This is a genomic window from Paractinoplanes abujensis (genome assembly GCF_014204895.1).
Taxonomy (GTDB): domain Bacteria; phylum Actinomycetota; class Actinomycetes; order Mycobacteriales; family Micromonosporaceae; genus Actinoplanes; species Actinoplanes abujensis.
Window position 1 is genome coordinate 5156929 of record NZ_JACHMF010000001.1, and the last position, 20963, is coordinate 5177891.

20 protein-coding genes and 1 tRNA gene are annotated in these 20963 nt (G+C 71.1%); 7 read left to right on the forward strand and 14 right to left on the reverse strand.

The genetic code is table 11. The features are described 5' to 3' along the window. Positions 1–79 precede the first annotated feature (79 nt). The 5 genes from BKA14_RS23290 to BKA14_RS23310 all read right to left on the reverse strand — a co-directional run bounded on the left by BKA14_RS23290 (position 80) and on the right by BKA14_RS23310 (position 4642). Positions 80–1216: a bifunctional RNase H/acid phosphatase gene (locus tag BKA14_RS23290; protein WP_184953005.1), complete on the reverse strand. Its 1137-nt coding sequence runs from the start codon at positions 1214–1216 to the stop codon at positions 80–82. Continuing rightward, complete coding sequence (locus tag BKA14_RS23295; RefSeq protein ID WP_184953006.1) at positions 1174–1908, reverse strand: zinc ribbon domain-containing protein; 735 nt, start codon at positions 1906–1908, stop codon at positions 1174–1176. Before BKA14_RS23295 ends, BKA14_RS23290 begins: the two co-directional genes overlap by 43 nt. Further along, positions 1905–2726 (reverse strand): Nif3-like dinuclear metal center hexameric protein, encoded by an 822-nt coding sequence (locus tag BKA14_RS23300; RefSeq protein ID WP_184956912.1) that lies wholly within the window; start codon positions 2724–2726, stop codon positions 1905–1907. The genes BKA14_RS23295 and BKA14_RS23300 overlap by 4 nt, the downstream gene beginning before the upstream one ends. An 82-nt stretch (positions 2727–2808) precedes the next feature. Continuing rightward, on the reverse strand, positions 2809–3336 hold the full coding sequence (locus BKA14_RS23305) for a flavoprotein (protein ID WP_239092756.1): 528 nt from the start codon (positions 3334–3336) through the stop codon (positions 2809–2811). A 70-nt stretch (positions 3337–3406) separates the two neighbouring features. Next, positions 3407–4642, reverse strand: a complete 1236-nt coding sequence (locus BKA14_RS23310; RefSeq protein ID WP_184953008.1) for a helix-turn-helix domain-containing protein — start codon at positions 4640–4642, stop codon at positions 3407–3409. Between the two features lie 240 nt (positions 4643–4882). Between BKA14_RS23310 and BKA14_RS23315 the strand changes: the two genes are divergently transcribed. After that, positions 4883–5545: a bifunctional DNA primase/polymerase gene (locus tag BKA14_RS23315; RefSeq protein WP_184953009.1), complete on the forward strand. Its 663-nt coding sequence runs from the start codon at positions 4883–4885 to the stop codon at positions 5543–5545. A 62-nt stretch (positions 5546–5607) separates the two neighbouring features. Here the strand turns inward: BKA14_RS23315 and BKA14_RS23320 are convergent, their stop codons facing one another. Next, the gene (locus BKA14_RS23320; protein ID WP_184953010.1) at positions 5608–6192 is read right to left on the reverse strand and encodes a helix-turn-helix domain-containing protein; all 585 of its coding nucleotides are present in this window, start codon (positions 6190–6192) and stop codon (positions 5608–5610) included. A 47-nt stretch (positions 6193–6239) separates the two neighbouring features. Between BKA14_RS23320 and BKA14_RS23325 the strand changes: the two genes are divergently transcribed. After that, positions 6240–7085: an NAD(P)/FAD-dependent oxidoreductase gene (locus BKA14_RS23325; protein ID WP_184953011.1), complete on the forward strand. Its 846-nt coding sequence runs from the start codon at positions 6240–6242 to the stop codon at positions 7083–7085. Here BKA14_RS23325 and BKA14_RS23330 read toward each other — a convergent pair. Further along, the gene (locus BKA14_RS23330; protein ID WP_184953012.1) at positions 7036–7905 is read right to left on the reverse strand and encodes a hypothetical protein; all 870 of its coding nucleotides are present in this window, start codon (positions 7903–7905) and stop codon (positions 7036–7038) included. The genes BKA14_RS23325 and BKA14_RS23330 overlap by 50 nt on opposite strands. Positions 7906–8159: 254 nt before the next feature. Between BKA14_RS23330 and BKA14_RS23335 the strand changes: the two genes are divergently transcribed. After that, positions 8160–8789, forward strand: coding sequence for a maleylpyruvate isomerase family mycothiol-dependent enzyme (locus BKA14_RS23335; protein WP_203722224.1), 630 nt, complete (start codon positions 8160–8162; stop codon positions 8787–8789). A gap of 55 nt (positions 8790–8844) precedes the next feature. Beyond that, positions 8845–9384, forward strand: coding sequence for a hypothetical protein (locus BKA14_RS23340; RefSeq protein WP_184953014.1), 540 nt, complete (start codon positions 8845–8847; stop codon positions 9382–9384). Positions 9385–9500: 116 nt separating this feature from the next. Here the strand turns inward: BKA14_RS23340 and BKA14_RS23345 are convergent, their stop codons facing one another. The 6 genes from BKA14_RS23345 to BKA14_RS23370 form a co-directional block, all read right to left on the reverse strand. Beyond that, on the reverse strand, positions 9501–10433 hold the full coding sequence (locus BKA14_RS23345; RefSeq protein WP_184953015.1) for a zinc metalloprotease: 933 nt from the start codon (positions 10431–10433) through the stop codon (positions 9501–9503). Between the two features lie 19 nt (positions 10434–10452). Beyond that, positions 10453–10761 carry a hypothetical protein gene (locus tag BKA14_RS23350; protein WP_184953016.1) on the reverse strand — a complete coding sequence of 103 codons (309 nt, stop codon included), beginning with the start codon at positions 10759–10761 and terminating at the stop codon, positions 10453–10455. A gap of 460 nt (positions 10762–11221) precedes the next feature. Continuing rightward, a tRNA-Val gene (locus BKA14_RS23355) sits at positions 11222–11293 on the reverse strand. Between the two features lie 27 nt (positions 11294–11320). Then, positions 11321–11779 (reverse strand): peroxiredoxin, encoded by a 459-nt coding sequence (locus BKA14_RS23360; RefSeq protein ID WP_184953017.1) that lies wholly within the window; start codon positions 11777–11779, stop codon positions 11321–11323. A 61-nt stretch (positions 11780–11840) separates the two neighbouring features. Beyond that, positions 11841–12272: a DUF3052 domain-containing protein gene (locus BKA14_RS23365; protein ID WP_184953018.1), complete on the reverse strand. Its 432-nt coding sequence runs from the start codon at positions 12270–12272 to the stop codon at positions 11841–11843. A 99-nt stretch (positions 12273–12371) separates the two neighbouring features. After that, positions 12372–14642, reverse strand: coding sequence for a thiamine pyrophosphate-dependent enzyme (locus tag BKA14_RS23370; protein ID WP_184953019.1), 2271 nt, complete (start codon positions 14640–14642; stop codon positions 12372–12374). A 55-nt stretch (positions 14643–14697) separates the two neighbouring features. Here BKA14_RS23370 and BKA14_RS23375 point away from each other — a divergent pair, with 55 nt between their 5' ends. The 3 genes from BKA14_RS23375 (at position 14698) to BKA14_RS23385 (ending at position 20275) form a co-directional block, all read left to right on the forward strand. Further along, positions 14698–15102, forward strand: coding sequence for a YjbQ family protein (locus tag BKA14_RS23375; RefSeq protein WP_184953020.1), 405 nt, complete (start codon positions 14698–14700; stop codon positions 15100–15102). 148 nt (positions 15103–15250) lie between these two features. Next, on the forward strand, positions 15251–17989 hold the full coding sequence (gene aceE, locus BKA14_RS23380) for a pyruvate dehydrogenase (acetyl-transferring), homodimeric type (RefSeq protein ID WP_184953021.1): 2739 nt from the start codon (positions 15251–15253) through the stop codon (positions 17987–17989). A gap of 150 nt (positions 17990–18139) precedes the next feature. Beyond that, positions 18140–20275, forward strand: a complete 2136-nt coding sequence (locus BKA14_RS23385) for a methyl-accepting chemotaxis protein (protein ID WP_184953022.1) — start codon at positions 18140–18142, stop codon at positions 20273–20275. On the opposite strand, the gene BKA14_RS23390 is transcribed toward BKA14_RS23385, so the two are convergent. After that, positions 20265–20801, reverse strand: a complete 537-nt coding sequence (locus BKA14_RS23390) for a dihydrofolate reductase family protein (RefSeq protein WP_184953023.1) — start codon at positions 20799–20801, stop codon at positions 20265–20267. The two genes, BKA14_RS23385 and BKA14_RS23390, sit on opposite strands and share 11 nt — an antisense overlap. Positions 20802–20963 lie beyond the last annotated feature (162 nt).

Below are 20963 nucleotides of genomic sequence, written 5' to 3' on the forward strand. Positions count from 1 at the left end.
AGCCCTCCAGGGCCGAAACGTTGAAGAAAGTTTCCTAATCGAGGAAGCTAAACGTCTCGAACCCTGGAGGCAATAGGAGTCAGCGCAGATGGGCCGTCTCGTTGACGGAACGCACCGCTATGTTCCCATCCGGCCAGACATCCATAGTGGAGACGCCGGCGGCGTCGAGGAACAGCCGGTGCAGGAACGCGTCGGAGGCGGCCAGCGCGTCCCGCAGGATCAGTTTGATCGGCGAGACGTGGGAGACAACCACGACAACCCCTCCCCCGTACGAGGAAAGGATGCTCGCCATCGCGCCCCGCACGCGCTTCGCGGCCGCCTGGAACGACTCGCCACCCGGCGGCGCCACGCTCGTCGAGCCGAGCCACGCGGTCATCTCGCCCGGCCAGCCCTCCTGCACCTCGGCGAAGGTCAGGCCCTCCCACAGCCCGAAGTCGACCTCGATCAGGTCGTCCACGATCGTCACCGGCACCCCGCCGACCTCGGCCGCGATGTGCTCGGCGGTGCGCACGCAGCGGCCCAGCGGTGAGCTGACGACGGCCGTGACGTCGCGCGCGAGGCCGGCGACGCGACCGCCCGCGGCCATGGCCTGCGCCTCACCCTGCTCGGAGAGCGGGATGTCACCGCGCCCGGAGTAGCGACCCTGCTGCGTGTACGCCGTCTCGCCGTGCCGCACGAGGATCAGCCGGGTGGCGTTCTCCATCGAGGGCGGCGCCCATGACCGGGGCGACGCCGGGGTGACGACCTCAGGCTCGACGCGATCCCGTACGGGCTTGCCCGCGGCCTCGTCCATGGCCCGGTTGGCCAGCGCGTCGGCCGCCTTGTTGCGCTCGCGCGGGATCCACTCGAAGCTCACCCGGTCGAACCGCGCTACCCACTGGGCGGCCTCGGCGGCGAGCGGGCGCAGGCCGGCGTTCTTGATCTGCCAGCGGCCGGACATCTGCTCGACCACGAGCTTGGAGTCCATCCGCACGTCGACCTCGGAGGCGCCCAGCTCGTGGGCCGCCTTGAGCCCCTCGAGCAGGCCGGTGTATTCGGCGACGTTGTTCGTGGTGGTGCCGAGCGACCCCTGCCGCTCCAGCAGCACCTGGCCGTCGGTGTCGCGCACCACCGAGCCGTAGCCGGCCGGGCCCGGGTTGCCCCGCGACCCGCCGTCGGCCTCGACGACGACCCTCACAGCCCGCTTTCCTTCGTGCGCACCATGATGCGCCGGCATTCCTCGCAGCGGACCACCTCGTCGGCGTCGGCCGCCTTGACCCGGGCCAGGTCGGCGCCGTAGAGCTCGATGCGGCAGCCCCCGCAGCGGCCGGACTGGAACAGCGCGGCCCCCAGCCCCGAGTCGAGCCGGATCTTGTCGTACAGCGCGACCAGGTCGGCGGGCAGGTCGGCGGCCAGCGGGGCCCGGGCCGAGGTCTTGAACTCCTGTTCCTTGGTGATCTCCTCGTACGCCTCGTCGCGCCGGCGCTCGGCCTCGCCGCGGCGCCCGACGGCGGAGTCGATCCGCTGCTGCACCTCGGCCAGGGCCGTGTCCGCGGTCTCCTTCTGCTCCATCAGCTCGAGCTCGGCGTCCTCCAGCTCGGACTGCCGCCGGTTGAGCGTGGCCAGTTCGTGCTGCAGACCCTCGATCTCGCGCAGGGCGCCGCCCGCGTCGAGCCGGGCCTGGTCGCGGTCCTTGCGGATGCGGACCTGCTCGATGTCCTTCTCGAAGCGGCTGATGTCGCGCTCCAGGTCGTCCACGGCGACCTGGGCCCGGGCCCGCTCGTCCTCGAGCGCGGAGATCTCCCGCGTCACCGCGTCGATCTCGGCCAGTTCGGGCAGCGACTTACGCCGGTGCGCGAGCTGGGCCAGGGCGGTGTCGACGGCTTGCAGGTCGAGCAGGCGGCTCTGGGCTTCCGGCGAGGCCTTCACGGCAGGGGCTCCTTCTTTTCGGGGTCTTCCCTGGCGTGCACGGTCCAGGGGTCCGTGTCCAGATCGGACACGATGGCTTCGGCGCCGGACTCGTCGCGCAGCCACGCCGCGACGTCGTCCAGCCAGGGGCGCTCGGTGGCCCAGTGCGCGACGTCGAGCAGAGCCGGCCCGTCCTCGGCGAGGTGCTCGCTGGCCGGGTGGTGCCGCAGGTCGGCGCAGAGATACGCGTCGACGCCGGCCCGGGTCGCGGCGGCCAGGAACGCATCACCGGCGCCGCCGCAGACGGCCACCGTGCGCAGGACCCGGGACGGGTCGCCGGCCGCTCGCACCCCGGCCGCCGTGGTGGGCAGGCGGGTGGCCGCGAAACGCGTGAAAGCGGCCAGGTCCATCGGCTCGGCCAGCTCGCCGATGCGGCCGAGGCCCCGGCCCGCGCCCTCGGCGGCGCCGGTGGCGGGCACCAGGGGACGCAGGTCACGCAGGCCCAGGCGGGCGGCGAGGGCGTCGGACACGCCCGGATTGGCCACGTCCGCGTTCGTGTGGGCGGAGTAGAGCGCGACGTCGTTGCGGATGAGCCGGTGGATGATGCGGCCCTTGTACGTATCGGGGGCGATCGACGACACCGGCTTGAGCAGCAGCGGGTGGTGGGCCACGATCAGGTCGGCCCGTACGGCGAGCGCCTGCTCGACCGTCTCGGGCACGCAGTCGACGACGCAGAGGACGCGCCGGACGGGGTGCTCGAAGTCGCCGAGCACCAGGCCGACGCGGTCCCACGACTCCGCCCAGGCACGGGGGTAGCGCCGGTCGAGGGCGCTCACCACGTCGAGGACGGTGGGGTCGGCAGCAGTGTCGGTCACGGCCGCCAACTCTATCGGGCTTCCGCCGCTCGATCGGCGGGACCGCCTACGCTCGTTCCACCGGGCCGCTGCTGCTCATGCTGACCGGGTTGCTGACCGCCTGAAGCGCACGCCGCCAGGGAAACTGGCTGCGAAAACGGTCGGTCTGTCCGGGATTCCCCAACCGGCAGACGTCCTCGCCGTAGAGCACGTGCACGCCCCAGTCGCGCAGCCGGGCCAGGCTCTCGTGCAGCGCGGGGTGCAACGCCATGACCTTGTTCGTGTACGGGACGACGGCTGTGGGCACGCCGTAGCCGTAGCCCTCGACCAGCAGACCGAGCACGAGGGTGTCGGTGATCCCGGCGGCCCATTTGTTGACGGTGTTGACCGTGGCCGGCGCGACGATCATCGCGTCCGCCGCGGGCAGGACGTCGGGGTCCCCGGGGCTCTTGTAATAGGTGCGTACCGGGTGGCCGGTCTGGGCCTGGAGCGCCGCCACGTCGACGAACTTGCGCCCGTCGGGGGTGGTGATCACGCAGACGTCCCAGCCTTCCGACTGGGCCAGGTCGACCAGGATGCCGACGTCACGAGCCATGGGCGAGCCGCAGACCAGGACGTACAGTACACCGCGGGCGGGGTTACCGGTCGTCACGTGCTAACCCACCTCATACACCGACTCCCATCTGCTCGGCCAGCTCCGCTATGGGAGCCGGCGGAGTGCCCCGCGTCCGGCGGAGCACGTCGGAAAGAACCTCGTGCGCGAGCGGGCGGCAGCGGATCTCGGACGGGGCGAGCCGGTCGCCCTCGAGCAGCATCTCGCTGGCCTTCTCGACGTTGCCGATCTGCGTGTAGCCGCGCGCGATGTCGAGGAAGTGGTGTGCCCGGCGTTCGGGCAGCATCGCGTTGAAGCCGATCACGTCGATCTTCTCGTGCGTCTCGACCGCGGTGCGGCCGTCGCCCAGCTCGACCGCCGTGGCGCAGCGGTGCAGCTGCACGTTGGTCGGGCCGAAGCTGGTCCAGTAGTGGTTGAAGTCGCCGCCCAGCTCGAGCGACGCCTGCTCGGCCCCGCAGAGCAGGTCGCGCACTGTCGCGCTGTCGCCGATCCGGGCCGCCGCCATCGCCCCGTTGAGCAGCAGCATGCCGTACACCGACAGGCGCTGCCCCTTGATCTCGTGCTCGGTGACGGGGCTGGGAGCCAGCCGGTTCGCGATGTTGACGTTGACCTCGAGCGCGGGACGGACCCGGCCCAGAGCCAGCAGCGCGCTGCCCACCCGATAGCTGGCCAGCCCGGCCAGGAGCTGATCGCCGGCCCGCTGCGAGACCGCGATCGAGCGGTCGGCGGCCAGCCACGACAACTCGTGCTCGCCGACCTTGCGCAGCGCCGACGACGCGATCTGATACACCTGCCCGAGCAGATGCGCGGCGTCCTTGGCCTCGGTGCCGGTCGCGTACGCGCTGTCGGCGGCCTGGGCGTCGCGCAGCAGCTTGGGCAGCATGCGGGCCAGCACGCCGTACTTGGCGTGCTGATAGGTCAGCCAGGCGTGGCTGACCGCCTTGCGCATCTCCGTCAGCGGCGGTGAATGTGGCACTGCTTGGAAAAACGCGCTCATCTGGTCATATCGCTCCAGAGCCGCGCGAATCTCCTCGACCTCGACCTGGTCGATGCAGTTCTGTGTCTCCGGCCGCCGTTCCACGTCCTTGCCCAGCAGCAGCTGGACGTCGACCTGGAGAACATCGGCGATCTCGTAGACGACGGAGAACTTGTCGAGCCGGCGGACCCCCCGCTCCACCTTGTCGACCCAGCTCTTGGACTTGCCCAGCCGGTCAGCAAAGACCTGCTGGGACATCTTGCGTCGACCGCGCCAATAGGCGACGCGGCGGCCGATCGGCAGCTCGTCCACGGTGCCTCCCCCGACTCACCGGCGACCCCCGCCGGCGAGCCCTTGTGTCATGTGCAGTCTGGACCGTCCACGTCCGCGCACGTCGCACAGCGTGTGTGATCGCCTGCTAACCGATGCTCGTAGTTTTTGTTGCAACTTGCAAAGGGTGGATCTGCCGGAACCAACGAGGTGTGTCGCGCTTGGATACGGCGTACCTGGCTGATATAGCGCCGGACCACCTAGATCGGGGGTTATCGAGCCATGCAGTGGACCGTTCCTCGGCCGTTCGTACCGCGGCCGTTCCTCGATCGGCTCCGGTTGCGCCGGGCGGCGCTCCGCTTCGCCGCGCACGGCTGGGCGGTCACGCCCGGCGCGCGCCTGATCGGCCGGCGATTCGCCTGTGGACAGCCGGCCTGCCCGATCATGACCTGTCACCCGGCGCTCGCGTCGTGGGAGGACACCGCGAGCACCGATCCGGCGCGGGTGCAGGCCTGGTGGCGGCACGAGCCGCACAGCGTGCTGCTGGTCACCGGCCGCCGCCTCGACGCGATCGAGGTGCCGGCCGCACTCGGCCTGCGGGTGCTCGGCACCGTACGGCTGAACCGGCGCGCCGACGCCTGCGGGCCGGTGGCCGTCACGGCTGCCGGCCGCTGGATGTTCCTGGTCGCGCCCGGGGCGCCGCTGCGCCCCGAACTGGAGAACCGGCTGGACGTGGTGCGGCACGGCTCCGGCTCGTGGATCCCGGCCGCGCCGAGCCGGATGCCCGACGGACCGGTGCGCTGGGCCGTCTCGCCCGACCAGGCCCAGTGGCGACTGCCCGGAAGCGAGACCGTGCAGCAACTGATGACCGACGCGCTCGGCACTGTGCGAGAGCCTCAGCTCACGGTCCCCCGGCAGTTGTCGACCGCCCGCCGGGGCGGATGAGGCGTTGACGATCACCATGTCGACTGACAACGTAATGCCCCGGAGCGTGACGGTCGAGTCACTCAAACGGATGAAGTCTTCTTCGGACGCGCCCGTACGTGGATCCGGGCGCCCTGCGCGTCGAAGATGGACAGGAACTCCACCGGCTTGCCCTCGGCGCTGCCGAACCAGTGCGGCACCCGGGTGTCGAACTCGGCCGCCTCACCCGGTGGCAGCACCAGATCGTGCTCGCCGAGCACCAGCCGCAGCCGGCCGCTGAGCACGTAGAGCCATTCGTAGCCCTCGTGGGTCTTGGGGTCGGGCGTCTGCCGCTCCCCGGCCCCGATGACATGCTTGAAGGCCTGCGGGCCGCCCGGGTTGCGGGTCAGCGGCAGGATCGTCTGGCCGAGCCGCTGGATCGGCCGGGCGTAGACCCGCGGGTCACCGGTGGGCGGCGCGCCGACCAGCTCGTCCAGCGGCACCCGATAGGCCCGGGCCAGCGGCATCAGCAGCTCGAGGGTGGCCTTGCGCTGCCCCGACTCGAGCCGCGACAGGGTGCTCACCGAGATGCCTGTCGTGTCGGCCAGCGCGGTCAGCGTGATGCCCGCGTCCTTCCGCAGCGTGCGCAGGCGGGGGCCGACCTCCTGCAGGAAGTCTTTTGCTGTCATGGCAAAGAAGTTTCCCTCTTTCCGCTGGCCCCGGCCACCATGAGGACATGACATACGACGTTGTTGTGATCGGGGGCGGACCGGCCGGGCTGAGCGGCGCGGTGGCCCTGGGACGGGCGTTGCGCTCGGTGCTGGTGATCGACTCCGGGCAGGGCCGGAACGCACCCGCCGAAGGCATCCACAACTTCCTGACCAGGGACGGGATGAGCCCAGCGGAGTTCCGGGCGGCCGGCCGGGCCGAGGTCGAGCGCTACGGCGGCACGGTGCTCGACGGCGAGGTGGTCACGGCCGGGCCCGGCTTCGAGGTGACCCTGGCCGACGGCAGCGTGCACCGGGCGCGGCGGCTGCTGGTCACCACCGGGCTGACCGACCGGCTGCCCGACGTGCCCGGGCTGGCCGAGCGCTGGGGCACGACCGTGCTGCACTGCCCCTACTGCCACGGCTACGAGGTGCGCGGACGGGCGATCGGCGTGATCGGGACGCCGGGCGACGAGATGACCGAGCACCGGCTGCGGCTGTGGGAGCAGTGGAGCCCCGACGTACGGCTCCTGCCGTTGAACGAGATCACGGCGGTCGAGGCGGACGGCGTACGGATGCGGGACGGTTCCCTGATCGAGCGCGAATACCTGGTCGTCGGCACGCGGATGGAGGCGCGGGCCGGGTTCCTGGAGTCGCTCGGGCTCAAGACCGTCGAGCACCCCATGGGCATCGGCACCCACGTGCCGGCGATCGACCCGGCCGGGCGCACGGACGTGCCCGGGGTCTGGGTGGCCGGCAACGTCACCGACCCGATGGCTCAGGTGATCACGTCGGCGGGCGCGGGACTGACGGCGGGCGCGATGATCAATGCCGACCTTCTGGGCATTGTTCCGCCAGCTCCCGATAAGCGGTGATCACGGCGGCCGTACGGTCGGCCAGCTCGGGACCCGACTCGGCGGCCGGGGTCCCGGGCACACCGGCCAGCCCGGCCAGCACCAGCCCGGCCCGGCGCGCGGCCTCGCCGATCTCGCGCTCGCGCAGGAACGACTCGCCCGCCAGGGCCGCCCGGTCCAGGCTGCGCAGGATGCGATCGGCCTGCTCACCGGTTTCGCGCCAGAGGTCAAGGGCCCGGTCGCGCTGAGCCGCCAGGGCGAGCACGGCCGGGCTGTCGGCGGGCACGTCCTGCTCACTGACGCCCTCGAGCCCGGCCTGGAGCCGACGCAGCTCCTGACGGCGCACCAGCAGGGCGGCCAGGTCGTCGAGGGCCCGGGTCAGCGACCGGTCGGCCGGCTCGGGGTCGATCATGCCGGGCAGACCGGGCCACGTACGCCGGATCCGGCGCGACACCGCGACGGCACGCGCGAACGCGGCCCGCTCCTTCGGGCTCACCAGCACGCGGCCGCCCTCCGCGACGGGCCGCTCGAAACGGGCGATCTGCGCGGCGCGGGCCTGCCGGCGCCAGACGGTGGTGACGGTGGCGACCGAGGCGGCGAACGGCAGCCACCAGGGCACGCCGGCCGCGAAGAACAGGGCCGAGGCGAAGATGAGGGGAAGGCTGAGCCGGGCCGCGAACGCCACCCGCGCCTCACGGGTCACACCGCTCGGGGTCATCGGGACGACCTCGGTGACGGAACCGGAACGGTGCCGCCTGGCACGCCCGGTGCGCAGCCGGAGGGCGTACGGGGAAAGGACGGTTTTCTCGTCGTCCATGCCGATGTGCAGCTCCGACGGCATCTGCCCGCCCTCCCGAGTCCGTACGTGGTGCCGTCGGCAGGGCGGGCCCGATCGCCGGGGGGATGCCGACCGGGGCCCGCCCGCCGGTGGGACATCCCGCCGGCACCAGAAGGAATCGGTGATCGCGGGGCCCGGTTGAGGAACGCTCGGTTGCAGAGCGGGTGTGCTTGGGATCGGCCAGCCCGCCGGCCCCGCGGCGACTCCCGATCCGGGCCGGACGAAGTTCCCCGGCGGATCTCCGTAGGGTGCTCGGAGTGGATGCCGTACGCACTGCCATCGCCACCGAACGCCGCCGGGTCGCCGACCTGATCGAGTCGCTCAGCCCCGACCGGCTCGACACCCCCAGCCTCTGCGGCGCCTGGACCGTGCGGCAGGTCGCCGGGCACCTGGTGGCCGCCGTGGACGCGCCGGGCCGTCTGACCCTCACGACGCTGCTCCGCAGTGGATTCCGGATCCACCGGGCCAACGCCCGGCTCGCCGCCGAGATCGCCCGGCGGCCCGTGCCCGACCTGGCCGCCAGCTTGCGCCGCAACGCCGAGAACCCGTTCCGGCCGCCCGTCGTCGGCCATCCGGGGCAGCTCACCGACCTGCAGGTGCACGGGCAGGACATGCGGCGCCCGCTCGGGCTGCCGCACGGTCTCGCGCTCGACCACCTGCGCGTGTCGCTCGACTTCCTGACCGGGGGCCGCGCGATCGGCTTCACCCCGCGCCGGCGGCTGGCCGGGCTGCGCCTCGAGACCACCGATCTGGACTGGGCGTACGGGGAAGGCGCCCTGGTCAGCGGGCCGGCCGAAGCGGTGATGATGGCGCTGACGGGCCGGGCGGCAGTGCTCGGGGAGATCGACGGACCGGGCGTACGGATCCTGGCCGCGCGGCTCGGCTGAGGCGCTCGCCCGCCGGCGCCGAAAACTGTCAGAGGGTCGCCCTATCTTCGCTCCCATGAATGACACCGCCCTCCAGTCCTCCCCGATCACTCTCGACCGCCGTCTGCTGCTCGGCGAGATCGACTATCAGGTGACCGCCTTCCCCACCGACGACCACCGCATCGATCTCTGCATCGTGAGCAGCGACGGCGACGGTCACGTGGTGAGCGAGATCAGCGGCGGCATCTCGCCGGCCGACCTGCCCGCGCTCACCGACGTGCTCACCTCGACCCTGGCCGGCCTGATCGCGATGACGCGGGCCCGGCCGGCCCCGGCGCCGGCCGGTCTCCCGCCCGACCGGCGCGAGCGCCACCCCAACCAGGGCGCCCGCTGGACGCCGGGCGACGACGAGAGCCTCGTCGAGCGCTATCGGGCCGGGGCGAGTCAGCGCGCCCTGGCGGCCGAGTTCGGGCGCAGCACCGGCGGCATCCGCGCCCGGCTGGAACACCTGGGTGAGCTGGCGCCCGGCGGCCGCTGGCGGGCTCCGCGCGGCGGCTCCGGCGAGCCCCCGGCGGTCGGTCCCGCCGGCCCGGCGGCCGACCGGCCCGCCGGCTGACGGCCGGGTGGGGCCGAGCGCGTCCCGTGCGCCCGGCCCCACGCCATCGCCACCGCACCGGGAGCGGTCGCCGGCCGGCGGCCGTCCCCCGGTGGTGCCGTCTTCGTTCCCGGTCCCTACTGCCCGGCCGTCAGCAGGCTTCGGCGCGGGCCGGCCAGGCACGCCTCGACCCGCAGGACCTGCCCGTGGGTGAACATGACCATCGCCGCGTCGTCGGTGTAGTCCATGTAGTTCATGAACATGTCGCCGTTCGGCCCGTTGTTGCAGGTGATCGACGGGAAGTTCGGCGTGCCGAAGTTCTGCCCGGCCTGGTTGGGGGTGTCCGCCACGAAGTCCGAGCCGCTGCACCCCGTGCCGTCGTCACCGCCGATGTGGAAGAGGTTGAGCCAGTGCCCGATCTCGTGGGTCGTGGTGCGCCCCAGGTTGAACGGGGCGGCCGCCGTGCCCGTCGTGCCGAAGCCGGTGTGGGTGATCACCACGCCGTCGGTCTCGGCCGGCCCGCCCGGGAACTGCGCGTAGCCCAGCAGCCCGCCCGAGAGCTGACCGACCCAGATGTTCAGGTAACGGTCGGCCGGCCAGGCGTCGGTGCCGCCCTGCGCGGTGAATTTGATGGCGTCGTTGTCCGAGAAGGCGGTCTTGTTCGTCCGCCGCCGGGTGACGCCGGTGGTCGGGTTGCCCTCGGGGTCGGTGCTCGCCCGGCGGAACTCGATCCGCGAGTCGGCGATCAGGCCCTGCCACACCGCGGGCACGTTCTTGACGTCGGCGTTGGTGGCCCGGAAGTCCTCGTTGAGCACGGCGATCTGGCCGTCGATCTGCTCCTCGGTGAGGTTCTGCCCGTCGTGGGCGTGCACGATGTGGACCACCACGTCGACGGTGACGACCTCGGCCCGGGCCGGCCGCTCCTCCCCGGTGGCGTAGGCGAAGGCGAGGTTCTCGATGGCGGCCCGGTTCAGCCGATAGTTCAAACTCTCGTTCAGCATGCGGCGGTGCACGTTTTCGGTGCCGCAACGGCGCCGGGCCGGGGTCTCGACGATGTCGGCGTTGTCCATCGTGCCTCTTCTCCTCGCGCTATTTCCGAATCCTCAGCACCTGCGCGTCGTGCGCGACGATCCGCAGCACCCGGACCCCGGCCCCGGCCCGGACCCGCACGCCGTCACCCCCGGTGGCCTCCCAGCTGCCCCGGCTCGCCACGGCCCGGTCGGCCGGCCCCGCGGCGTATTCGAGGTAGCCGCCGCCCGGCCGGAACTCGAGGCTGGGCCGGGGCGCCCGGCTGGGCGGGAACGGAAAGTCGCCGGGGCGGTAGACGGCCTGGTCGTCGGTGTCCTCCTCGAAGGAGCGATACCAGCGCCGGAAAAGCTCAGGAGAAATGTCGGGCATCGGTGCGTCTCGACCGCCTCGCAGGGTGCTGAATTTCGTGGTGGTGCCCCGCAGACTGGCAGCGTCGACCGAGGTGAGGACCCTTACGTCCTCGATCCGACAGCCCCGGACCCCGCATCGGAACGAACGTCCGATGCCCCTCGCCCACACAGCGGAGCAGGCCCGCCCGACAAGCCCGCCACTCCTCCTCGACGCCGCACCGCGAACCGGCCGGCCACCGTTTCCGGTCGCGCCGCGCCAAGGCGTGGCCGCCACGAACAGTGACCTGACACCCTCGGGACTCGGTGTTTGCTCCACCCGGAGCGGAGCTTGAAGGCACGGCGCACGGGCAGACAGGCGCAAGCAGGAGACCCGGGCGGGCCCACCGTAACGTGAGGTTTCCCGGGGCTCGGCCCCCGGAGCAGGCATGACGAGCCGGCCAGGTCCGCGCTTCTGAGCGGACAGACCGACCCTCGGCTCGTGGGCGCGGTAGGTTTCGAACCTACGACCCCTCGCTTGTAAGGCGAGTGCTCTCCCACTGAGCTACGCGCCCGGTGTGAAACCGGAGACGCCATCGTACCTAAAGCTCGGCCAGCGCCGCCCGCCAGGCCTTCTGGTCGCGGGTCTCGCCGGGGCCGGTCATTTCGGCGAAGCGGACTACGCCGTCGCGGTCGATGAGGAACGTGCCTCGGTTGGCCATCCCGCCGGCCTCGTGGAAGACGCCGTAGGCCTGGGCGACCGCGCCGTGCGGCCAGAAGTCGGCCAGCAGGGGGAAGTCGAAGCCTTCCTGCACGGCCCAGACCTTGTGGCTGTAGACGGAGTCGACGCTGACCGCCAGCACCTGCACGTCGTCGTTCTGGTAGTCGGGCAGGTGGTCGCGGATCTCGGTCAGTTCGCCCTGGCACGTGCCGGTGAAGGTGAACGGGTAGAAGACCAGCAGGACGGCTTTGCGGCCGCGGAAGTCGGCCAGCCGCACGTCCTGGTTGTTCTGGTCTTTGAGGGAGAATTCGGGCGCTGGGGCACCGACCGGGACCGTCATGCGGACAACCCTAACCGGACCGGCACCCGGAGGACGCCGGTCGGCTGGGGAACGCAGCGAGCTACTTCTTCTTGTTGCCCCTGGGGGAGACCAACCGGGCACCGGTCCAGTCCTTGCCCGCGTTCACCGTCGAGGTCTGCTGCAGGCCCGCGGTGGGGGCCGATTCGCTGATCTCGCTCGGTTCGACGTGGTTGTCCCGGCCGGCTTTGGGGGTCAGCAGCCACACCACGCCGTTGTCGGCGAGGGGGCCCAGGGCGTCGGTGAGGATCTCGAAGAGGTCACCGTCTCCGTCGCGATACCACAACAGCACCGCGTCGACGACTTCATCGGTGTCTTCGTCGACCAACTCGCCGACGCGTTCGGTCAGGGTGTCACGGAGGTCCTCGTCGACGTCGTCGTCGTAGCCCATCTCCATGACCACCATGTTCGGCTCGAAGCCGAACCGGTCCGCCAGGCTGCGTACGCCGTCGGCCTGACCAGCGGTCGCGCTCACTGTCTAAGTCCTCCTAGCCGTCGAATTGCCGTAAAAACCTGGGGGTAGTCCACACACTCCGGGCGCTCGGCGCAAGTGGCGCACCGGGTGTGTGGCAATTTACCGCGCCAGCAGGGCGCGGGCACCCTGTGTGATGGCATCCTCCCCCACCAGCACATGCTGTGCGGCCGGACCCAGCGGAATCAGTGAGTCGGCGGAGGCGATTCGCCTGGCCGCGCCCACGAAACCGCCGTCCACCAGGGCCGCCAGCACGCCTTCGCCGACGCCGCCGGAGCGCCGGGTCTCGTCGACGATCAGGACCCGGCCGGTGGCCGCGGCCTCGCGGACGAGGTCGTTGACGGGAAGCGGATTCAACCAGCGAAGGTCCACCACTCGGGATCCGTAGCCCTGCTCGGCCAGCTGGGCGGCGACCCGCAGCGACATCCGGAGCCCGTTGCCGTACGTGATGATCGTCAGGTCCTGGGCGCTGCCGAGGGGGTAGGTGCGGGCCCGGCCGATCGGCACGTGCTCGGTGGTCCAGGCGCCGGGCCCGCTGTACGGGGCCAGCCACTCGTTGTCGCCCTGCTGGTAGAGGTCGCGTGTGTGGTAGAGCGCGATGGGCTCCAGGAACACGCAGACGCTGCCGTCGGACGCCGCCGAGGCCAGGCAGGAGCGCAGCATGGGCGCGGCGTCGCTGGGCCGGCTGGGCACGGCCAGCACCAGGCCGGGGATGTCGCGCAGCACGGCGACCGAGTTGTCGTTGTGGAAGTGGCCGCCGAACGCCTGCTGGTAGGCGAGCCCGGCGACCCGTACGACCATGGGGTTGCGGTAGGCCCCGGACGAGAAGAACGACATCGTGGCCGCCTCCCCCCGCAGCTGGTCCTCGGCGTTGTGCAGGTAGGCCAGGTATTGGATCTCGGGCACGGGGATCCGGCCGTCGAGGCCGGCCCCGAGCGCGAGCCCGAGGATCGTCGTCTCGTCGAGCAGGGTGTCGAAGACCCGCTCGTCGCCGAAGCGTTCCTGCAGGTGTTTGGTGACGCCGTAGATCCCGCCCTTGCGGCCCACGTCCTCCCCGAAGACCAGCACGCCGGGCTCGTAGGCCAGGGCGTCGGTCAGGGTGGCGTTGATGGTCTGGGCCAGGGTGAGCGGGCCGGACTGCTCGGGCAGTTTGCCGCCGAAGGCCCGGGAGCGGGCGGCCGCGCCGGGGCCGAGGGCCCGGGTGGCGACCTCGGTGATCATGTGGGCGGCACGCAGGGGCCGGCGCGGGGCCAGCGGCGCCACGATCTCGGCCACGTTGGCCAGCTTGGGCTCGCCCAGCACCTCCTCGGCGACCTTGCGGACCTGCCAGCCGACCTCGTCGTAGCGGGCGATCACCTCGTCCGGCCCGAGCAGACCGGCCTCGACGAGCAGCCGGGCGGTGGCGATCAGGGGGTCGCGCTCCAGATCCCGGCCGATCTCGTCGGCCGTACGGTAGGCCACCTCGGCGTCGGCCCCCGCGTGGCCCATCAGGCGCACGGTGGACAGGTGCAGCACGGCGGGGCGGCGCTCGCGGCGCACGTAGCCCACGGCCTCGATCGCCGCGTCGTAGGTGGCGGTCAGGTCGCAGCCGTCGGCCGCCGAGTAGCGCACCCCGGGGCGCGACCGGAGCATGGCCGCCAGCCAGCCCTCGGGGGTGGGCACGCTGATCCCGAGCCCGTTGTCCTCGCAGATCAGCAGCAGCGGGAGCGGCGCACCGGTGTGCTCGAACCAGCCCGCGGCGTTGAGCGCGGCGGTGGCCGCCGCGTGGTTGGCCGAGGCGTCGCCGAAGGAGGCCACGGCGATGGCGTCGCGCGGCCAGCGGGCGTCGCCGCCCGGGCGGGCCAGCGAGGAGGCCAGGCCGACGGCCCGGGGCAGGTGGGACGCCACGGTCGAGGTGGTCGGGACGATGTTGAGGTCGGCGCTGCCGAAGACCTTGTGCCGGCCCCCGGCGATGGGTTCGTGGGCCGAGGCGACCACGCCTCGCAGCACGTCACGGGCGGCGTCGGGCAGGCTCTTGGCGCGGGCGCTGAAGAAGGCGGCCGACCGGTAGTGCAGCAGGGCGGGGTCGGTGGGCAGCAGCGCCGCGGCGACGGCGGCGTTGCCCTCGTGGCCTGACGATCCGATGGTGTAGAAGCCCTCGTTGAAGCTGCGCAGCCAGCGGGCCGCGAGGTCGAGGTGGCGGCTGGCCAGCTGGGCGTCGAACAGTTCGAGCGCGCGGGCGCCGGTCAGGGTGGAACCGTCGCGGACGGCGTCGCCGGGCGCGCGGCGTCCTTCCGGGAGAGGCAGGGCCGACACAGCGTTGCGGAAGCGCTCGTCGAGGTTCTGCGGGGTGGTCACCTGACCAGCATTACCGACATGAGCGAGCCTCGCCATGGGAGGAAAGTCGCCCACCCGGCGGGACCTGCGCAAGGGCTGGCAGACTCGGCTCATGCGCACCGAAGTGATCACGGTTCGGACCGGCTCGCGTCCCGTGGTGCGGGACATCACCCGCGAGGCGGAACGGTTCGTGGAGTCCGAAGGGGACGGGCTGCTGCACGTTTTCGTGCCGCACGCGACGGCCGGGCTGGCGATCATCGAGACCGGCGCCGGGTCGGACGACGACCTGCTGACCGCGATCGACGAGTTGCTGCCGACCGAGGACAAGTGGCGGCATCGGCACGGCTCGAAGGGGCACGGACGCGATCACGTGCTGCCGGCCTGGATCCCGCCGTACGCGTCGCTGCCCGTGATCGGCGGCCGGATAGCCCTGGGCACCTGGCAGTCCATCTGTCTTGTGGACACCAACGGAGACAACCCGGAACGCCAAGTAAGGTTCAGCTTTCTACAAGGCTAACGAAGTTACTGCTCAGTACGTGTGTCGCGAATCGCGTACCCGGACGGTAGGCGTGACGATGCGCACGGCGAAGGGGCAGGATGGAGCTATACCCGAGCGGCTCACACAATGGGCGCCCGGTTCCGACACCCGACCAAGAGGAATGCCTGTGGCCACGGAGCGCAAGCGCCCGGTGATCAGCGACGGCCTGCCGAGCCAGCTTCCGGACATCGACCCCGAAGAAACCAATGAGTGGGTCGAGTCGCTCGACGGAGTCATCGACGAACGCGGCGCCAAGAGAGCCCGTTACGTTATGTTGCGCCTGCTCGAGCGGGCCCGGGAGCGACAGGTCGGCGTCCCGCCCCTGACCTCCACGGACTACATCAACACGATCCCGCCCGAGCAGGAACCCTGGTTCCCCGGCGACGAGTTCGTGGAGCGCCGGATCCGGGCCTACATCCGCTGGAACGCCGCGATGCTGGTGCACCGCGCGCAGCGCCCCGAGATCGGCGTGGGCGGCCACATCTCGACGTACGCGTCGAGCGCCAGCCTCTACGAGGTCGGTATGAACCACTTCTTCCGCGGCAAGGACCACCCGGGCGGCGGCGACCACATCTTCTACCAGGGCCACGCCTCCCCCGGCATGTACGCCCGGGCGTACCTCGAGGGCCGGCTCAGCGAGAACGACCTCGACGGCTTCCGCCAGGAGCTCTCGCACCCCGGTGGCGGCCTCCCGTCGTACCCGCACCCGCGGCTGATGCCGAACTTCTGGGAGTTCCCCACGGTCAGCATGGGCCTGGGCCCGCTGAACGCCATCTACCAGGCGCGCTACAACCGCTACCTGCACAACCGCGGCATCAAGGACACCAGCCAGCAGCACGTCTGGGCGTTCCTGGGCGACGGCGAGATGGACGAGGTGGAGTCGCTCGGCGCGATCGGCCTGGCCGCCCGCGAGGAGCTCGACAACCTCACCTTCGTGATCAACTGCAACTTGCAGCGCCTGGACGGGCCCGTACGGGGAAACGGGAAGGTCATCCAGGAGCTGGAGGCCTTCTTCCGGGGTGCCGGATGGAACGTCATCAAGGTCGTCTGGGGCCGGGAATGGGACCCGCTGCTCGCCGCGGACACCGACGGCGCGCTGGTCAACCTGATGAACGTGACGCCCGACGGCGACTACCAGACCTACAAGGGCGAGTCCGGGGCGTACGTCCGGGAGAACTTTTTCGGTCGCGACCCGCGCACCCGCAAACTGGTCGAGGGCATGAGCGACGACGAGGTCTGGAACCTCAAGCGCGGCGGCCACGACTACAAGAAGCTGTACGCGGCCTACAAGGCGGCCACGGAGCACACCGGCCAGCCGACGGTGATCCTGGCCAAGACGATCAAGGGCTGGACGCTGGGCTCGCACTTCGAGGCCCGCAACGCCACGCACCAGATGAAGAAGCTGACGCTGGACGACCTCAAGGGCTTCCGCGACCGGCTCTACCTCGACATCAGCGACAAGCAGCTCGAGGACAACCCGTACCTCCCGCCGTACTTCCACCCCGGTGAGAAGTCCGACGAGATGCAGTACATGCTCGAGCGCCGCCGTGAGCTGGGCGGGTCCATCCCGACCCGGCGCACCAAGGCCAAGGCGCTCAAGATCCCCGAGTCGAAGCAGTTCGGCGACATCAAGCGGGGCAGCGGCAAGCAGAAGATCGCCACCACGATGGCCTTCGTCCGCCTGCTCAAGGACCTCATGAAGGACAAGGAGTTCGGCGCCCGCTGGGTCCCGATCATCCCTGACGAGGCCCGCACGTTCGGCATGGACTCGCTGTTCCCGACCAAGAAGATCTACTCGCCGCACGGCCAGACCTACACGTCGGTCGACCGCGAGCTCTTCCTGTCGTACAAGGAGGCGACCAACGGCCAGATCCTGCACGAGGGGATCAACGAGGCCGGGTCGACCGCGAGCTTCATCGCCGCCGGCACGTCGTACGCCACGCACGACGAGCCGATGATCCCGCTCTACATCTTCTACTCGATGTTCGGGTTCCAGCGCACGGCCGACGAGCTGTGGGCGGCGGCCGACCAGATGACCCGCGGCTTCCTGCTCGGGGCCACCGCCGGGCGCACCACGCTCAACGGCGAGGGCCTGCAGCACGAGGACGGGCACTCGCTGCTGATCGCGGCGACGAACCCGGCCGTGGTGGCGTACGACCCGGCGTTCGCGTTCGAGATCGCGCACATCGTCGAGGACGGCCTGCACCGCATGTACGGCGAGAAGCAGGAGAACATCTTCTACTACCTCACCGTCTACAACGAGCCGGCCGTGCAGCCCGCCGAGCCCGAGAACGTCGACCGGGAGGGCCTGCTCAAGGGCATCTACCGGTACGCCGCAGCGCCCGAGACCACCGGGGCCAAGGCGCAGCTGCTGGCCTCCGGCACCGGCATGGCCTGGGCGCTGAAGGCACAGACGCTGCTGGCCCAGGACTGGGGTGTCGGCGCCGACGTCTGGTCGGTCACCTCGTGGACCGAGCTGCGCCGCGACGCGGTCGAGGCCGAGGAGCACAACCTGCTCCACGTCGGCGACCAGCCCCGCAAGCCGTACATCCAGCAGAAGCTGGAGGGCACCGAGGGCCCGGTCATCGCGGTCAGCGACTTCATGCGGGCCGTGCCCGACCTGATCTCGCGCTGGGTGCCGAACGCTTACACGTCGCTGGGCACCGACGGCTTCGGCATGAGCGACACCCGGCACGCGCTGCGGCGGCACTTCCACGTCGACGCCGAGTCGGTCGTCGTGGCCACGCTGCGCCAGCTCGCGCTGAGCGGCAAGGTGCCGTCGCACGTCCCGGCCGAAGCGGCCAAGAAGTACGCGATCGACGACGTCAACGCGGCCCCGGTCGGAGAGACCGGCGGCGACAGCTGACGAACGGCCGCCGGCCACGCGGGCTCTCAAGCCGAGGCGAGACCGGCGGCGACAGCTGAGCGTCTGATTTTCGACGCCGGATCCGCCCGAAAGGTGCGGATCCGGCGTTTCGCGTCTCAGCCCGTCCCTAACCGCGCCGATAGGGGCTAGGTGGGACGCAACAGCCGCAGTCTGCAGATCAGTCACAAGCTCCTCGCTCTGGGCCTGGGCGGGGTGATCGGCACGGCCGTCGTCCTTGTGGCGGTGGGCGCCTGGGAGAGCGGTGACTTCGCTGCGGGCACCGAGCGCGAGGTGGTGGCCCAGAACACCGCGAGCCTCAACCGCACCACCACCGACGTGACCACCCTGGTGCAGTCGGTCGGCAACGAGGTGCAGAACAGCGTCAACGTCAGCATGCACGCGGCGTCGGAGCTGCTGACCCAGCGCGGGGGCGCCCGCCTGACCGGCCAGACGACCACCTGGACGGCCACCAACCAGGTGAGCCAGGCCAAGACCTCCGTACGGCTGCCGCGGCTGACGGTGGGTGGCACCTGGCTCGGCAAGAACACCGATTTCGGCGTACGGACCCCGTTCGTCGACGACGCCGCGTCCCTGTCCAGCTCGACGATCACCGTGTTCCAGCGGATGAACGCCGCCGGTGACTTGTTGCGCGTCGGCACGACCGTCAAGGCCAAGACCGGCGCCCGGGCGATCGGCACGTACATCCCCGCCGTCGGCGCGGACGGCAAACCCAACGCGGTCGCGGCCGCGATCAAGGCGGGCAAGCCGTACCGGGGCGTGGCCCAGGTGGTCGGCACCCCGTACGTCTCGGCCTACGACCCGATCAAGAACGCGTCCGGCCAAGTGATCGGCGCGCTCTACGCGGGTGTGCCGCAGGCCGAGGCGCTGAAGAACCTGACCGCCGCCGTCGAGGCGGGCGAGGTCGGCGAGAACGGCTGGCTCTCCGTCTTCAGCACGGCGGCGGCGAACTCGGGTCAGATCGTGGCGTCGAACATCGGGGGCGCGGCGGACAGCGTGGACCTGACGTCGACCGACGCGAACGGCACCGAGTGGGTCAAGGAGCTCGTGACCAAGGCGCCCACGCTGGGCGAGGGGCAGACCTGGACGACGAAGTACCAGCTGGCGGGCGCGGCCGGTGGACCGGTCGGGCCGACCACCACCACCGTCGCGTTCTACAAGCCGTACTCGTGGGCCATCGTGATCGGTGGCTACGACAACGACGCGGCGGGCCCGGTCGACACCGTGCGCGACGGGCGCACCGAGATGCTGTGGACGCTGGTCGTGGCGGCGGTGCTGCTGGCGCTGATCGGCGGCGTCGTGGCGGGCGTGCTGGCCCGGCGCATCTCGCGCCGCCTGAGCGGCCTCACCGCGGGCCTGTCCCGGCTGGCCCAGCGCGACCTGACCGTGACCGTGCCGGTGACGGGCGGCGACGAGATCGCGACGGCGTCGACCGCGCTGAACTCGGCGGCCGACGAACTGCGCACGGTGATGATCGAGGTGACCAGCGCCTCGCACGACGTGACCACGACGGCCGGGCAGGTGGCCGCGACCGGCGGCGAGCTGGCCGGCTCGGCCGAGGCCGCGGCGGGCCGGGCGGGCACGGTCAACCACGCCGCCGAGAGCGTTTCGACGGTGGTGCAGACCGTGGCCGCGGGCGCCGAGGAGATGGGCGCCTCGATCCGCGAGATCTCGACCAACGCGCAGGACGCGGCGGAGGCCGGACGGGACGGCGTGGGCCTGACCGCGGCCGCGGCCGGCGTGATCGGCGAGCTGCGCGACTCCACCACGAAGATCGCCGACGTCGTCCGGCTGATCGCCAGCATCGCCGAGCAGACCAACCTGCTGGCCCTGAACGCGACCATCGAGGCGGCCCGGGCCGGCGAGACCGGCAAGGGCTTCGCCGTGGTGGCCAACGAGGTCAAGGAGCTGGCCCAGGAGACCGCGCGGGCCACCGAGGACGTGACCGCGCGGGTCGCCGCGATCGAGAGCGACACCACCCGGGCGGTCGACGCCATCGAGGCCATCACCGCCCGGATCGCCCAGGTCAACGACTACCAGACGGCGATCGCGGCGGCGGTCGAGGAGCAGGCCGCGACCACCGCCGAGATGGCCCGCAACATCAGCGAGGTGGCCTCGGGCAGCCGGGACATCGCCGAGGGCATCGGCGTGGTCAGCGGCGCCGTGGAGGGCACCCGGGCCTCGGTCTCGGTGTCGCACCGGGCCGCCGACGAGCTCAACGCCACCGCGCGCAGACTGACCGGTCTGGTCAACAGGTTCACGGTGTAGGCACGTACGTCACCACGTCGACACCGGTCTTGGTCTGCCAGCTGCCGGTCAAGGTCAGGGCGATCTTCGTGCCCTCGGCCCAGAGCTTGCGGCCCTCGCCCTGCACGACCGGGAAGTTCATGATGCGGTACTCGTCGATCAGGTTGTGCCGGGTGAGGTGGTTGACCAGGTCGGCGCTGCCGTTGATGAGCAGCGCGGCCGGACCCGCCTTGAGCTCGCGGACGGCGTCGACCACGTCGCCCTGAAGGAACGTCGCGTTCCACTCGGGCTCGGTCAGCGTGGTGGTCGCCACGTGCTTGGGCATCGCGTTCATCTTCACGCCGAAGTCGCCGGTCTGGGCCTCCATCTGCGGCCAGGCGGCCTTGAACCCCTCGTACGTCTTGCGGCCCAGCAGCAACGCGTCGGCCTCGTGCAGATTTTCCGCCTGCCAGCCGCTCAGCTCGTCGTTGAAATAGGGTCCGCTCCAGGACGGCTCCTCGAACACTCCGTCGAGTGTCACGTATTCAACGGCAACGATCTTGCCCATGGCGTCTCTCCTCAAAGTACGCGGCCCGAGGTGACCGTATCGGACGCACGTTGAGTGTTCGTTCGAACGCGCTCCGGAGTATGGACCGGTGACGCGAGTTTTCCGTAAGCTGCCCCCGTGGGTGGCAATGGGGCCTTCCCGAGAGATCAGTGATCCTCTAAT

Bases quoted from the DNA above. Each gene is read 5' to 3' on its own strand.
- BKA14_RS23290 (WP_184953005.1), bottom strand. From the start codon at position 1,216: ATGCCGGCGCATCATGGTGCGCACGAAGGAAAGCGGGCTGTGAGGGTC.
- BKA14_RS23305 (WP_239092756.1), bottom strand. From the start codon at position 3,336: ATGGCTCGTGACGTCGGCATCCTGGTCGACCTGGCCCAGTCGGAAGGC.
- BKA14_RS23315 (WP_184953009.1), top strand. From the start codon at position 4,883: ATGCAGTGGACCGTTCCTCGGCCGTTCGTACCGCGGCCGTTCCTCGAT.
- BKA14_RS23320 (WP_184953010.1), bottom strand. From the start codon at position 6,192: ATGACAGCAAAAGACTTCCTGCAGGAGGTCGGCCCCCGCCTGCGCACG.
- BKA14_RS23325 (WP_184953011.1), top strand. From the start codon at position 6,240: ATGACATACGACGTTGTTGTGATCGGGGGCGGACCGGCCGGGCTGAGC.
- BKA14_RS23330 (WP_184953012.1), bottom strand. From the start codon at position 7,905: ATGCCGTCGGAGCTGCACATCGGCATGGACGACGAGAAAACCGTCCTT.
- BKA14_RS23340 (WP_184953014.1), top strand. From the start codon at position 8,845: ATGAATGACACCGCCCTCCAGTCCTCCCCGATCACTCTCGACCGCCGT.
- BKA14_RS23345 (WP_184953015.1), bottom strand. From the start codon at position 10,433: ATGGACAACGCCGACATCGTCGAGACCCCGGCCCGGCGCCGTTGCGGC.
- BKA14_RS23350 (WP_184953016.1), bottom strand. From the start codon at position 10,761: ATGCCCGACATTTCTCCTGAGCTTTTCCGGCGCTGGTATCGCTCCTTC.
- BKA14_RS23360 (WP_184953017.1), bottom strand. From the start codon at position 11,779: ATGACGGTCCCGGTCGGTGCCCCAGCGCCCGAATTCTCCCTCAAAGAC.
- BKA14_RS23370 (WP_184953019.1), bottom strand. From the start codon at position 14,642: ATGGCGAGGCTCGCTCATGTCGGTAATGCTGGTCAGGTGACCACCCCG.
- BKA14_RS23375 (WP_184953020.1), top strand. From the start codon at position 14,698: ATGCGCACCGAAGTGATCACGGTTCGGACCGGCTCGCGTCCCGTGGTG.
- BKA14_RS23390 (WP_184953023.1), bottom strand. From the start codon at position 20,801: ATGGGCAAGATCGTTGCCGTTGAATACGTGACACTCGACGGAGTGTTC.